General features: G+C 40.9%; 11 protein-coding genes and 1 pseudogene. 8 read left to right on the top strand and 4 right to left on the bottom strand.

All coding sequences use genetic code 11. The features are described 5' to 3' along the window. The first annotated feature begins 51 nt into the window (after positions 1-51). Positions 52-360 carry a thiosulfate sulfurtransferase GlpE gene (gene glpE / locus L0B17_RS02570; RefSeq protein ID WP_235087361.1) on the top strand — a complete coding sequence of 103 codons (309 nt, stop codon included), beginning with the start codon at positions 52-54 and terminating at the stop codon, positions 358-360. Continuing rightward, positions 357-1,211, top strand: a complete 855-nt coding sequence (glpG, locus tag L0B17_RS02565; RefSeq protein ID WP_235087359.1) for a rhomboid family intramembrane serine protease GlpG — start codon at positions 357-359, stop codon at positions 1,209-1,211. Before glpE ends, glpG begins: the two co-directional genes overlap by 4 nt. A gap of 26 nt (positions 1,212-1,237) precedes the next feature. Here the strand turns inward: glpG and elbB are convergent, their stop codons facing one another. Then, positions 1,238-1,891 carry an isoprenoid biosynthesis glyoxalase ElbB gene (elbB, locus tag L0B17_RS02560; protein WP_235087357.1) on the bottom strand — a complete coding sequence of 218 codons (654 nt, stop codon included), beginning with the start codon at positions 1,889-1,891 and terminating at the stop codon, positions 1,238-1,240. A gap of 568 nt (positions 1,892-2,459) precedes the next feature. Between elbB and polA the strand changes: the two genes are divergently transcribed. Then, positions 2,460-5,216, top strand: a complete 2,757-nt coding sequence (gene polA / locus L0B17_RS02555) for a DNA polymerase I (RefSeq protein WP_235087356.1) — start codon at positions 2,460-2,462, stop codon at positions 5,214-5,216. Positions 5,217-5,880: 664 nt separating this feature from the next. On the opposite strand, the gene yihA is transcribed toward polA, so the two are convergent. Then, entirely contained in the window at positions 5,881-6,552 is a 672-nt protein-coding gene (gene yihA / locus L0B17_RS02550; RefSeq protein WP_235087354.1) for a ribosome biogenesis GTP-binding protein YihA/YsxC, read from the bottom strand. A 254-nt stretch (positions 6,553-6,806) separates the two neighbouring features. Here yihA and L0B17_RS02545 point away from each other — a divergent pair, with 254 nt between their 5' ends. The 5 genes and pseudogenes from L0B17_RS02545 (at position 6,807) to L0B17_RS02525 (ending at position 10,758) form a co-directional block, all read left to right on the top strand. After that, positions 6,807-7,427, top strand: a complete 621-nt coding sequence (locus tag L0B17_RS02545; RefSeq protein ID WP_235087352.1) for a c-type cytochrome — start codon at positions 6,807-6,809, stop codon at positions 7,425-7,427. An 812-nt stretch (positions 7,428-8,239) separates the two neighbouring features. Continuing rightward, positions 8,240-8,902 carry a methyltransferase domain-containing protein gene (locus L0B17_RS02540; RefSeq protein ID WP_235087350.1) on the top strand — a complete coding sequence of 221 codons (663 nt, stop codon included), beginning with the start codon at positions 8,240-8,242 and terminating at the stop codon, positions 8,900-8,902. A gap of 55 nt (positions 8,903-8,957) precedes the next feature. Continuing rightward, a pseudogene (gene yihI, locus L0B17_RS02535) lies at positions 8,958-9,516 on the top strand (Der GTPase-activating protein YihI). A 69-nt stretch (positions 9,517-9,585) separates the two neighbouring features. Beyond that, a complete protein-coding gene (locus tag L0B17_RS02530; protein WP_235087349.1) occupies positions 9,586-10,053 on the top strand; it encodes a DUF2489 domain-containing protein in 468 nt (155 codons plus the stop codon). 153 nt (positions 10,054-10,206) lie between these two features. Next, positions 10,207-10,758 carry a 1-acyl-sn-glycerol-3-phosphate acyltransferase gene (locus L0B17_RS02525; RefSeq protein ID WP_235089506.1) on the top strand — a complete coding sequence of 184 codons (552 nt, stop codon included), beginning with the start codon at positions 10,207-10,209 and terminating at the stop codon, positions 10,756-10,758. A gap of 48 nt (positions 10,759-10,806) precedes the next feature. Here L0B17_RS02525 and L0B17_RS02520 read toward each other — a convergent pair whose 3' ends face one another. Continuing rightward, positions 10,807-12,084, bottom strand: a complete 1,278-nt coding sequence (locus L0B17_RS02520) for a mechanosensitive ion channel family protein (RefSeq protein ID WP_235087347.1) — start codon at positions 12,082-12,084, stop codon at positions 10,807-10,809. 301 nt (positions 12,085-12,385) lie between these two features. Further along, positions 12,386-13,909, bottom strand: coding sequence for a histidine ammonia-lyase (gene hutH, locus L0B17_RS02515; protein ID WP_235089499.1), 1,524 nt, complete (start codon positions 13,907-13,909; stop codon positions 12,386-12,388). Between the last annotated feature and the right edge of the window lie 4 nt (positions 13,910-13,913).

Here is a 13,913-nt window from a genome sequence, read left to right as displayed (position 1 = left end):
TAATCACGTTTACTTTGTTATTTATTCCGTTATTTTTACCTAAGGTGCAGCATGTCGACTTTTAAGCATTTATCTATCAACGAACTCATTCATATGACCACAGATTCTAATGATGTACAGATTGTTGATATTCGTGATGGCGCCACTTTTAATGCCGGACATATTGAAAACTCGGTCAACTTAACTAACGAAAATATCGCTCAGTTTATTGCCGATGCCGATATGGATAAACCACTAGTGGTTGTGTGCTACCACGGTGTAAGCAGCCAAGGCGCAGCCGGCTACCTTATTGAGCAAGGTTTTGATGACGTCTATAGCCTTGATGGTGGTTATGCAGCATGGGGAGCCGCCCACGCATGATAGAAATTGGCCTACTACCATACGCTCGCACTGCACAAGCTTTTGTGGATTACCTAGCAGGGTTGGGTATTGAGAGCCATATTGAGCCTCACCCTCATGGCGTGGCCATTATGTTAGTTGAGCCACAACATGAAGCAATAGCTCGTAATGAGTTTGCTCAATTTGTATTGCACCCTCACGATGAAAAGTACCTACAAGCCTCGTGGGATAATGGCAATACACAGACAAAGTTTGATTATGGTTCGGGGGTTTTAGGCCTAGTTCAGCAATTCCTTACTGGTGCGGGACCGCTGACGTTGATCACCTTTTTTAGCTGCGTTGCCATATACGCATTAATGAATTTAGGCATGGCTAACGTCACATTTAGCGCATTATCATTTTTTAGCGCTGTGCCTGACAGTCATCTTAATCAAATATGGCGGGTATTTACGCCATCATTAATGCATTTCTCGGCTATGCATATTATTTTTAATTTGCTTTGGTGGTGGTATTTAGGTGGAAAAATAGAAACCCGCTTAGGTACCAGACCCTTATTGTTCTTACTGCTTATGGCAGGTACTTTGCCTAATATTTTGCAATTTTTTATCACCGGGCCAAATTTTGGCGGCTTATCTGGCGTTGTCTATGCGGTTGTTGGATATACTTGGTTAATGGGCGTGCGAAAACCTAATTGTGGTATTGCACTACCACAATCGTATATGGGCTTTATGATGGTTTGGCTAGTGCTGGGATTTACCGATTTATTAGGCATGCCAATAGCCAACGGCGCCCATGTTGGCGGTTTGTTAGTTGGCTTAGCTCAAGCACTATTTGATAGCCGAAAATCAGCTAACAATTCATCGCCCCCTTAAGAAGGTTTAAGGCAAATAGTGAGTGCTTACCCTACCATTTCCAGTACTTTATTAACTAACTTCTCAATACCTATATTGGCTTGTGCGATATTTGTTGCCAGCATATATGCTGGGGTAGTGACTATTTTATTAGCCTCATCAACAACTATATCCTCAACATTAGCCACATGATGTTCGCCGCCCATTTCATTAAATGCATGGGCAGTTTCACTGTCACGACCAATCGTCCCTTTAGCATTTGCATAAATAGCTGGAAGCATCATAGGGGCAATACACATATAGCCTACAGGTTTATTCGCCAAGGCAAACTCCCGCAAAAAGGTTTCAACAATAGGTGAAATAGTGCAATCACTCCCGTTAGTGGCAAGATTAGATAAATTTTTTGCCGCACCAAAGCCACCAGGGACAATTAAACCATCAAACAAGTCGATGTTTAAAGTTGTAGTATTGAGCACCTCCCCTCTGGTAATTCGTGCGGACTCTACTAATACATTGCGGGTTTCTGCAACGGTAACCTCACCCGTTAAGTGGTTAACCACATGCATTTGATCGATATCAGGCGCAAAACACTGATACTTAACGCCCGCGCGTGACAGTGCCAATAAAGTTAATACTGCTTCATGCACTTCTGTGCCATCAAACACACCGCATCCACTTAATAATACTGCAATAGTTTTCATTGTTGGCTCCTTCACCTTAAGGTTGATTACATAATTTTTTAACAACTGCTCAACAAAACACTTGATCTGATTAAAAATCGTGCTAACTTAGCTCATCCAATTTTTATTAAGTCACTTATTCTATTTTTAAGCCACTCACAACGAATAATCAATGACTGGCTTAGCGGATAATTAACCCTATAAAAATGAATGTATCTGATATGGCTTTAAACGCCAAAAAAATCTTCAATCTATCGTTTATATATCAAGGGGCTAACCCAGTTAAATAAAAAAGTCCACATAATAAGAATAAATTACAAAACTTATATACCGCTCACAAGTTTTAAAATAAAACCTAAAATTCAACAAGTTAAGTTTTTCAATTCTAGTCGTATTTAAAACTATCCTGTTATTTACACAAAATGACTCACAGACTTATCCACAGGCTGTGACCATTTTACGTGGTCATTTTTCTTAACACATCCCTCCCGAGTTAAGTTACTCATAACGTTCAAACATTCACAGCCCATTTCATGCTATATTCACTGCTAGTATATTCTTTTCAACATAACAGAAACGAACTCATATTATGCCTACAGTTGCTCATAATCCGCTTATTTTGGTCGATGGATCGTCTTATCTTTATCGCGCTTACTACGCACCACCACACTTAACCAACTCTAAAGGGGAGGCAACTGGTGCGGTTTATGGCGTAGTAAACATGTTGCGTAGCTTATTAAGCCGATATGAGCCTACCCATATAGCGGTGGTTTTTGATGCTAAAGGCAAAACATTCCGCAACGACATGTACAGTGAGTACAAAGCGCAACGTCCTCCTATGCCGGATGATTTACGCAGTCAAATTGCGCCATTGCACCGTATTATTCGCGCATTAGGCCTGCCATTGATCAGTATTGAAGGTGTAGAAGCCGATGATGTAATAGGCACTCTTTCTCGCCAGGCGAGTAAAGAAGGCCGGGCAACATTAATCAGTACTGGCGATAAAGACATGGCCCAACTCGTAGATGAGCATGTCACGTTAATTAATACCATGACAGATACCATCATGGGGCCAGAAGAAATAAAAACTAAATTTGGTGTTGGTCCTGAATTGATCATCGACTTTTTAGCCTTGATGGGAGACAAAGCCGATAACATTCCAGGCTTGCCTGGTGTAGGTGAAAAAACAGCCCTTGCAATGTTAACCAGGGTTGGCAGCGTGGCGAAATTACTGGCTGATCCCCAATCTGTACTAGAGGTGAACTTTAGAGGCTCAAAAACCATGCCTGCTAAAATCATCGAGAACGCAGACATGTTGAAATTGTCTTATGAATTAGCCACCATCAAAACCGATGTTGAACTAGAACAAGATTGGCATGGATTGGATATCAAACCACAAAACCGTGACGAACTTATTGCCTGTTATGGCGAAATGGAATTTAAGCGTTGGTTAGCCGAGGTATTGGATAACAACAACCCAACAGCACCTAAAGCTGAAGAAACTGATGAGCCAAGTTCGTCACCAATCGCAGTAGAAACTGACTATCAAACCATTTTAACTGACGAGCAACTTGATCAATGGATTGCCACTTTAAATCAGGCTGAATTAATTGCCATTGACACCGAAACCACTAGCTTAAATTATATGGATGCTGAATTAGTCGGGATTTCATTTGCAGTAGAAGCAGGGAAAGCGGCGTATTTACCTTTGGGACACGATTATGAAGGTGCGCCACAACAGCTAGATAAAGCGGCGGCATTAGAAAAACTTCGCCCTATTCTTGAAGGGACTAAACCTGAGAAAGTCGGTCAAAACCTTAAATACGACATCAGTATTTTTGCCAATGCCGGCATTAAGCTACAGGGCGTGCGGTATGACACCATGCTTGAGTCTTACGTGTTTAACTCGGTGGCATCACGTCATGATATGGACGGCTTAGCCCTTAAATATTTAGGCCATAAAAATATCAGTTTTGAAGAAGTTGCAGGTAAAGGTGCCAAACAAATTACCTTTAATCAAGTGTCACTCGACATTGCCGCACCTTATGCAGCAGAAGATGCCGATATTACCTTACGTTTACATCAGCATTTATGGCCAAGAGTCGAGAAGGAAGCCAAACTTGCCAGCGTATTTAATGAGCTAGAATTACCTCTAATTCATGTATTGTCCGACATTGAGCGACAAGGTGTATATATCGACTCAATGCTACTCAGCCAACAAAGTGGTGAATTAGCTCAAAAGCTCGATCAACTAGAGCAAAAAGCGTATGAAATAGCCGAAGAGAAATTTAATCTTGCCTCGCCCAAACAGCTGCAAGTGATATTTTTCGACAAGTTAAAATATCCTATTAAAAAGAAAACCCCCAAAGGTGCCCCTTCTACCGCTGAAGATGTCTTAGTTGAACTCGCTTTAGATTACCCATTGCCTAAAATTATTTTGCAACACCGCAGTTTGGCAAAATTAAAAAGCACTTATACTGATAAGTTACCGCTAATGGTTAACTCAACCACCGGACGTGTACACACCAGTTACCATCAAGCTAATGCGGCAACCGGACGCTTATCATCTAGCGATCCTAACTTACAGAATATTCCGATTCGCACCGAAGAAGGTCGTCGTATTCGCCAAGCATTTATTGCCCCTGAAGGTCGTAAGATATTAGCGGCGGATTACTCGCAAATTGAACTGCGCATTATGGCGCATTTGTCACAGGACAAAGGCCTGTTAACAGCCTTTGCCGAAGGTAAAGACATTCACAAGGCAACTGCTGCTGAAGTGTTTGGCGTACATTTTGAAGAAGTCACCACAGAGCAACGTCGCCGCGCTAAAGCTGTCAACTTTGGTTTGATTTACGGTATGTCAGCATTCGGTTTAGCTAAACAATTAGATATTCCACGCAATGAGGCTCAAACCTATATCGACACCTACTTTGCCCGCTACCCAGGTGTATTAAAGTATATGGAAGACACACGAGCAGATGCCGCTGAACAAGGTTATGTGTCAACTTTATATGGTCGCCGCCTGTATTTACCGGAAATAAAAGACCGCAATGCCATGCGACGCCAGGCTGCTGAGCGCGCTGCGATTAATGCGCCAATGCAAGGCACTGCTGCAGATATTATCAAAAAGGCCATGATTGCAGTCGCAAACTGGATAAAGCAAGACACCCATGGCGAGATAAACATGATCATGCAAGTACACGATGAATTAGTGTTTGAAGTTGACGCTGATCAAGCTGAGGCGTTAAAACAAAAAGTGTGTCAACTTATGGCTGATGCTGCCAAATTAGATGTTCATCTGCTGGCTGAAGCCGGTATTGGTGATAACTGGGATCAAGCTCACTAAGTTTATAAATGTCAAAATAGTTAACTCTATTTAAAATAAAACGAAAACCGCGCCGTAATAGCGCGGTTTTTTATTGCCTACAATCAACTCCAACAACCTGATATTAATGACTAAAATCTATGGTAATGATAAATGAATAAAAAATAAACTGAAGTTACCTGTGCTTGAGCTCACATTATTGCCGTTTTATATGAAAAACAGTTTTCCATTTAAAGTTCAATGGGGTATCATTCTTGTCGTAGGGTACAGAGGTTAAGATGTTCAGTCTTTCAAACCTTTATTTCACTAGCGATAGTGACCAGCCAAATTCGGCGCCTCAGCAATTTTATTGCTGAGGCTTTTTTTTGGTTTTTTTTAATGATTTCTGTGGTTTGAAACTGAATCGCTGACAAGTTACGTTTTATTTTAAACTTTACGCTAAATTTTTAGAGTAAATACTTTAACTAAGTTAAAAATAACGCTATTATACCGTCATTGAGAGTCATCAAATTGAGTTGATGTCGCTTGAGTCTTGTTGAATTTAGCTTCTCCCCAAAAAGAGCTAAAGAATTTTATACCGATAGCCCTATGGTTATCGGTTTTTTTTTGCTTGTAAAAATGACGCCCAATAAAAAAGCGTAATGTGTTTAACACATTACGCTTTTTTATTGTCGAAAAGTAATAGTTAATCTTGTTGTTCCAGCGCTTCTTTTTCCAACGCTTGCTGATCAAGTAACCATTGTGGATTACACCACTTATTTAAAATACTCAGTACTTTTGGTTTGCCTGTGCCTTTGGTTGACGAAAATGGCTCCACTTGAACCCAATCGCCGAATTTAGCCAAATCTTTACGCACTGCATTGACAGTTTTCATCTTCACGTTTTGCGCAAGCTTGTCAGATTTGGTCAATAAAGCTAATACAGGAATTTCGCTAAAAACCGCCCATTCAATCATTTGCATATCTAAATCTTTAAGCGGATGACGAATGTCCATCAATACCACCACACCACTTAAGCAGGCACGCTTTTGCAAATACTCGCCCAGCGCAAGTTGCCATTTATTTTTTAACGCTAATGGTACTTTAGCAAAACCGTAACCTGGTAAATCAACTAAACGGCGATCAGCAGCAAGAGAGAACACGTTAATTAATTGAGTACGTCCAGGTGTTTTACTGGTTCGCGCTAACCCTTTTTGTTCAGTTAACGCATTCAAGGCACTCGACTTACCGGCATTAGAGCGACCCGCAAATGCAATCTCAACACCTACATCGCCAGGAAGATATTGATCTAAGTGTGCAATGTCAGGTGCACTGATTAAAAACTTAGTTTGACGAAAGTCGATTTGAGATTCAGACACGGTTTACTCCAGAAAATGTTTACCTAACATCATATTTATGTATCAAATGCTGCCTTTTGCACGTTTTCGTGTAAAATATCAGCCAGATCACATTATAACTCCAAGCAAATCTTAACATTGTGATTTAAAAAGCCCTTAAATGAACCTCTAAAGTCTCATTTATAGCAAAATTGTCGCTTGGAAAACTATTTTACCACGCTTGCGGGTTATCCTAGTAAGCTCAGGACAATAAATTAACAAGAAGTTGGAACGCCATGAAAAAGTTAGCTCTTGCGCTGTCTGTAGTAGCCGCTATGTCATCACCTGTTATGGCTGAAGGTAATGCCGAAGCGGGCAAAACTAAAGCACTCGTATGTTCTGCCTGTCACGGTGTTGACGGCAATAGCATGATTGATATGTACCCCAAATTAGCGGGACAACACCCATCATACCTTGAGAAACAGTTAAAAGAGTTTCGTGCAGCAATGCAAACGGGTGGTAAAGAAGGTCGTATGGACCCAATCATGGGCAGTATGGCTATTGGGTTAAGTGATCAAGATATTGCTGATCTTTCTGCTTATTATTCATCACTGAAGCTTGTTGTTGCTGATGTAGCCGATGTTCCCGCACTGGGAGAGTCACTTTATAAAGGTGGCGATATGGCTCGCGGTATTACATCATGTATTGCTTGCCACGGCCCTGATGCTAAAGGTATGGAAGCGGCAGGTTTTCCAGCCATTGGTGGTCAGCATGCTAATTATATCAAAATTCAGTTAACTAAGTTCCGTGATACTAATCGTCATAACGATATGAACGGTATGATGCAAGACGTTGCAAAAAAATTATCTGATGCTGATATGGAAGCATTATCTAAATATATTTCAAGCATTAAGTAGTTTTTGGTCATAAATATACTGATAAAATAATGGGTCTGATTGACTCATTATTTTTAAACCCAAGCTTACGTTTACGTCAACTTACACCGCCAATGCTTGACAGCGCCCACACTTTTAGGGTTAAATACACCCCGTACCGAGATGAACCCTACTGTTTATTGCTAAAAATAATAATGTAAAAACAGATTTCGGACTTTGTCATTTAAGATATAAGAATAAATTAAATCAATAATAATAATATGCTTACGGCCGCTCAATAATAATAACAAGAGTCGCGATTTCGGTTTGAAATCCAGGTCAGATAATTTGTAAGGAACAGACCAATTGGTCGATATGCTATATAGCACTGCCTTACGCAACAGAGATAAAAGCCAACTGTAATTAGCACACAAAGCTTATGCTTAGGATGCACTCGCTGGAAGCTGGATATCACTGGAAGGTACTTTATACAAGGATGGTAAATTCACGTCAAAGATGACGATTCGGAATATGATGTGTCATTAGTGACCGTCTACGGAAACTGAAGTCAGGATGACGACAGAACATATAAAAAAGCGTCATAGATGACCAATAACAATAAGCGCATGGAAAGCTTGAAAAATAAGAAGGATCCGACCAGGAAGTCGCATAGCAAGCATGGATACTTGGAATCAGAATAAGGTGCTTTTTGCACTGTTTATAAGGTGGCAGTTTACTGCCACCTTTTTTCTTGTCTGTTTTTCAAGCTATACGGCATATCTTGGTGATTTTAAAGCTCAAACAATCCCTATATACTGTCATGACACATCCTTCTATAGGTGTATAAATATTTAATGATACCCTGCCCTTTGTGCAATCATCAGACTCAATTTTTTTTTCAGGATAAAAAGCGAGCGTTTTATGTCTGTCCACGTTGTGGCCTAGTGGTAGCAGATCCTAAGTCTCATTTAAGACCTAGCATTGAGAGACAGCGTTATGGCCGAGCACAAAAAGGCGCTAAACAACGTCAGCTTTCACAATTCTTACTGCCACTTTTATCGCAAATTAATTTACAACAATCTGGCGCATTATCTGGACTTAACTTTGGTCGGATATTAGATGCACAATGCCTGCAGTCAATTAATGAATCTGGCCATAGTGTTAAGCAATACGATCCTTTTTTTGCAGCAGATCACAGTGTATTACAAACAACCTATGACTTTGTTTGTAGTTATAAAGTTTTTGAGCATTTTCGCTACCCTAAAAAGGAGTGGCAATTGTTATCAGGTTTAGTGAAAGCGGGGGGATGGTTAGCCATTAGCACGCCTCTGATAACGGATTTAAACCATTTTAATAAATGGCATTATAAAAATAATCCCACTCATGTGAGCTTCTATCAACGACAAACTTTCGAATATTTAACCGAAAATAGCGAATTTACGCTATTATTTGCATCGCAGGCGCTCATTTTGATGCAAAAATCATCAGGATCTGATATAAAGCGCATCCTAATTTAATGCACGTTGGTGTTTTACCGGCGTGAGCTGTTTTAAAAAGTAACTGAGATAATTCATGGCGCGCAGTAAGAAAACTCGCAAGGGCGGAGAGAACGGCCCTAAATTTGCACCTAGAGTCAAAAAAGCCGATCGTAAAGATGCTGAAGGTAAACGTGGCGAAACAGGTCGTAAGTCTGGTAGTCGTCATAACGAAGCCTTACTTAAGAAAAGTGCACCTTCTAATGCCGGTAAGTCGACTGATCCTCGCCATGGCAGTAAGAAGCCTGTTGCCCTAGCTCCTGTGGTTAAAGTATCTAAAGTTGCTGAACAGGATAAACCTAAGCAACCTAAAATGACTGACGAGCAGAAATTGCTCAAGTTAGAAGATGATCCACGTCTAAATAGCTTGTTAGATATGCTAGAAGAAGGCCGTGATTTGTCTACAGAAGATCAAAAGTGGCTTGATGCACAGTTAGACAAAATGGAACATTTAATGAACCGCTTAGGGTTAAATGAACTAGAACCAACCAAAAAAGCAACCAAGAAACCCGCTAAGTCTGATTCTGATGATGATTTATTAGCCTCGGTTTGAGTCTGGTGAGAATCACTTAAACGATTACTTCTCCAAAGACTAAATAAACTCCCCACTGGCGCTTAATGCGCCAGCTTTTTATGCGCCGTATTCATCCAATTAAGGAGTCTTTGTGTCTACCGCTGTTATTATTATCGCCATTATTATCATTATCGCCTTAGCTGCTTATGCCGCATCATTGTTATTAAAATTGAAACGCCAAGCTGCCAGTAATCAACAAGCTCTAGAGGCGCGCCTAGCAAAAGCAGAGGAACGTCGCCAACAAATCCTTACCGACATTCGTTATATCGCAACAGCGATGCTAGAGGAACGCTGTGAGCTTTCTGAAGGGGTCATTCGTATTGGTAAGTTATTCGATGCTTTGTCAATGACTGAACAAGTGACTCCGCTGTTCCCACAACTGTTCACCCATTATGACATTATAAGATCTCATCCCATTATGGACGCGCGTCAAGCACTGCCCAAGCAACAACGTATGAAACTGGATTTTGCCAGAATGCGCTCTGAAGCCGATTTAGGTGAGGCTATTTTGCAAGAAGCTAAAAATATTGCAGAATTCGAACAAGCTCCGACACATTAATTGACCAAGCACGAGTGACACTCAACAGGATACTTGCCAAATGCGCGAGATCTATTTTAGCGCTTGCTAATTCAAACGGGTTTGTTAATTTAAAACACATAAAAAATAATAAGGTTATCGGTTTTAGTGATAACCAAAAATAAAGGGTTATCTATGTTTAATCGCTTCTGTAGCTGGTCACTTACCAAGCTGGGTTGGCAATTTGATGGTCATATTAATCATAATCAATCATGTGTGATTATTGTTGGCCCGCATACTAGCAATTGGGATTTTGTGATTGGGATTTTGGCGCGCGGTGCATTAAACACCCCTATCCATTTTTTAGGCAAACACCAATTGTTTATTCCGCCTTGGGGCTGGATATTTAAAGCCATGGGGGGCAGCCCGGTAGACAGACGAAAACATAATAACTTGGTTGATTCAGCGGTACAGCTCTTTAATCAAGATGCAAATTACAAACTTGCATTAGCACCGGAAGGAACTCGCAGCCCAGTTAAACGCTGGAAAAGTGGTTTTTATCATATTGCCCTGCAGGCAGGTGTTGATATTGTGCCGGTAGGGTTAGATTTTCGCAGTAAAAAAATTATTATCGCCACAGCATTAAAACCGACTGGGGCGATAGAGTTAGAAATCAATCAATTGATGGCTTTCTATCGCACCATTAATGGCCGTCATACTAAAACCATCCCTGTTTATCAAAAGTAAAAATCGTATATATAAACTATTAAGGCTGTGATTCACAACCTTAATAGTTTACTCATCTTCGCACTTATTAACGACAGTGTTGATAGATCGCATATCAATGCCTGTCGGATTTTGGAATGCACGTAAGCCAAACTCTGGCAATACCGCAAAAACATGATCAAATATGTCGGCTTGAATTTCCTCGTAATATGCCCAACGAATATCATTGGTAAAAATATACAACTCAATCGGGAGCCCTTCGGTTGTCGGCGCTAACTGACGCACCATTAAGGTCATGTCTTTGTGAATTTTAGGATGCTGATTTAAAAATTCCTGTAGGTATATCCTAAAGGTACCAATGTTGGTTAATCTTCTGCCATTAACTGGCATATCAAGATCGCTAATCAGTTGGTTTGCCGTGGTAATCTCTGACAGTTTTTGTGGAATATACGCTTTTAGATGATTCACTTTTGATAGGCGACTTTTTTCATCATCGCTGAGAAACTTAATACTATTTACATCGATATTAATGGATCGCTTTATGCGGCGTCCGCCTGACTCTGACATACCGCGCCAATTTTTAAACGCATCTGACACTAACGCATAAGCGGGGATCATGGTGATAGTGTTGTCCCAATTACGCACTTTTACTGTTGTTAAGGTGACATCTTCAACCGCGCCATCGGCGCCATATTTATCCATTTGGATCCAATCACCTTTGCTCACCATCCGGTTCGCCGCAAGTTGAATACCCGCAACAAAGCCTAAAATGGTATCGCGAAAAACTAACATCACTAAACCTGTGGCCACACCTAAGCCACTAAAAAAATACACAGGTGATCGATCACTTAATATGGCAATGATAACAATTAGGCCAATAAAGAATAAAAACAGCTTGATCAGTTGTACAAAGCTTTTAACCGGTAGATTACGGTTTATTCGTTTAACATCGGCAATCTCATTAGCAGCATTCAAACCGGCATAAATGGCACGAATAATTAACACTACCAGTAAGGCACTCATGGTACGATCTAAAAACAAGCTCAAAACTTTATGTTCAGTTAATACTATCGGCAATAAAAAATCTAAAATCAGCAGTGGTATTAGTACTGCCAAACGTTCAAACATTTTGAAGCGGATAAAAATATCATCCCAGGTCACACTAGAGCGTCGAATAATACGATTAATACCACTGACGAAAAAATGGTGAGTGATAAAATAGCCAATGCCTGCCACAAGTACACACGCCAGCAGTAATACTGAGGTAGCAATACCATCTGTAGGCTGACTATTAATACCTAAATCTGTTAGCCAGGAGGCCACTTCAACTCGCCAATTTGTATTCACATTCAATCCTATTCATTTAATAGTATGGCTTTTAAATAAGCCTAAAAATCACAAGTGCTGGGTAAATGGTCATCTTTTAAACCATAATTCCCTCTATAAAGCCAGGCACAACCCACTATTTCAAATTGCGATTTTAACACTATCATTTCAGCACTTATATGAAAGATTAAACAATATTGATATTGCTGACTTTGCCCTAAACTAATCATTATTTCTGACACCTTGCAGAAAGTAAAAAAGGACCTTGCGGTCCTTTTACTGCTTAACTTCAGCTTTAGCGCTATGCTTGAAAGCTGTATCCCTAGCGGCTTGGTATCATACCCATAGGTAAGTAAGTATTGAAGTTTGCTTGCATCAATAGGTCTATCGCACTTTCAATATCTGGTGCAAAGAAGCGGTCTTGATCATAAAAGGTCACAACCTCACGTAACTCGGCTTTTGCCTTGGCAACCGCTGCGCTTGGTTGTAATGGCTTTCTAAAATCAAGCCCCTGTGCTGCTGCCAATAATTCAATTGCCAACACGCCACGGGTATTTTCACTCATATCGCGTAAACGACGTGCTGCAAATGTTGCCATAGACACATGATCTTCTTGGTTTGCAGACGTTGGCAAACTGTCTACCGATGCTGGATGCGCGTAGGTTTTATTCTCAGATGCTAGGGCTGCTGCGGTAACCTGTGCAATCATAAAGCCCGAGTTAACCCCACCATTATTGACTAAAAATGGCGGTAGTTTTGATAAACTAGAGTCAATCAGCAACGCCATACGACGTTCAGAAATCGAACCTAACTCGGCTATCGCAATCGCTAAATTATCCGCCGCCATTGCAACCGGTTCAGCATGGAAGTTACCACCTGACAAAATATCACCCGTGTCTTGGAACACTAATGGATTATCTGTTACGCCGTTTGCTTCAACGCCCAGTACATCTGCAGCATGGCGAATTTGAGTTAAACAGGCACCTAATACTTGTGGTTGGCAACGAAGTGAATACGGGTCTTGCACCTTGTCACAGTTTGCATGGCTTTGGCTTATTTCAGAGTCATTACCCAATAGATGACGGAAAATAGCTGCAGAGTCAATTTGGCCTTTCTGGCCTCGAGCTGCGTGAATACGCGCATCAAACGGACTGCGACTGCCCATAGCGGCTTCAACACTCATTGAACCAATCACTGAGCTGGCGGCAAATAAGTCTTCAGCATTAAACAAACCTTCTAACGCCAGCGCGGTAGAAGCTTGGGTACCATTAAGTAATGCCAAGCCTTCTTTAGCGGCTAACTCTAAAGGTTGTAGACCGGCAATTTCTAAGCCTTCTTTGGCGCTAATTAACTCGCCTTGGTAACTCATTTCGCCTTCGCCTAATAAAGGCAAACACATATGCGCCAGCGGAGCTAAATCACCCGATGCACCCACTGAACCTTTTTCTGGCACACAGGGATAAACACCGGCATTAACCAGCTTGATAAGGAAGTTGATCACCTCAAGACGAATACCCGAAAAACCCTGGCTTAATGAGTTAATTTTTAATACCATCATTAAACGCACGGTCGCATCCTGCATGTATTGGCCGATACCCGCCGCATGCGATAATACAATTGAGCGCTGTAATAGCTGTAAATCACTTGGCGCAATTTTGGTATTCGCTAATAAGCCAAAACCGGTATTGATACCATAAACGGTGCGACCATCTCGCAATACTTGCTGAACAATTTCAGCACTGTTATTAATGTCGGCAAAAGCGCTTTCGGCAAGTGTTAGTTCAACAGAATTGCGACTAATTTGGCGTAACTCAGCCAATGTGAGTGTGCCGGTGTTAATGTGAATTTAT

This window comes from Shewanella sp. OMA3-2, from assembly GCF_021513195.1.
Lineage (GTDB): Bacteria > Pseudomonadota > Gammaproteobacteria > Enterobacterales > Shewanellaceae > Shewanella.
This window is presented reverse-complemented; position numbering and strand designations above follow the sequence as displayed.

Excerpts from the sequence above, each read along its gene's own strand:
- glpE (WP_235087361.1), top strand. The coding sequence starts at position 52 with ATGTCGACTTTTAAGCATTTATCTATCAACGAACTCATTCATATGACC.
- glpG (WP_235087359.1), top strand. The coding sequence starts at position 357 with ATGATAGAAATTGGCCTACTACCATACGCTCGCACTGCACAAGCTTTT.
- elbB (WP_235087357.1), bottom strand. The coding sequence starts at position 1,891 with ATGAAAACTATTGCAGTATTATTAAGTGGATGCGGTGTGTTTGATGGC.
- polA (WP_235087356.1), top strand. The coding sequence starts at position 2,460 with ATGCCTACAGTTGCTCATAATCCGCTTATTTTGGTCGATGGATCGTCT.
- L0B17_RS02545 (WP_235087352.1), top strand. The coding sequence starts at position 6,807 with ATGAAAAAGTTAGCTCTTGCGCTGTCTGTAGTAGCCGCTATGTCATCA.
- L0B17_RS02540 (WP_235087350.1), top strand. The coding sequence starts at position 8,240 with ATGATACCCTGCCCTTTGTGCAATCATCAGACTCAATTTTTTTTTCAG.
- L0B17_RS02525 (WP_235089506.1), top strand. The coding sequence starts at position 10,207 with ATGTTTAATCGCTTCTGTAGCTGGTCACTTACCAAGCTGGGTTGGCAA.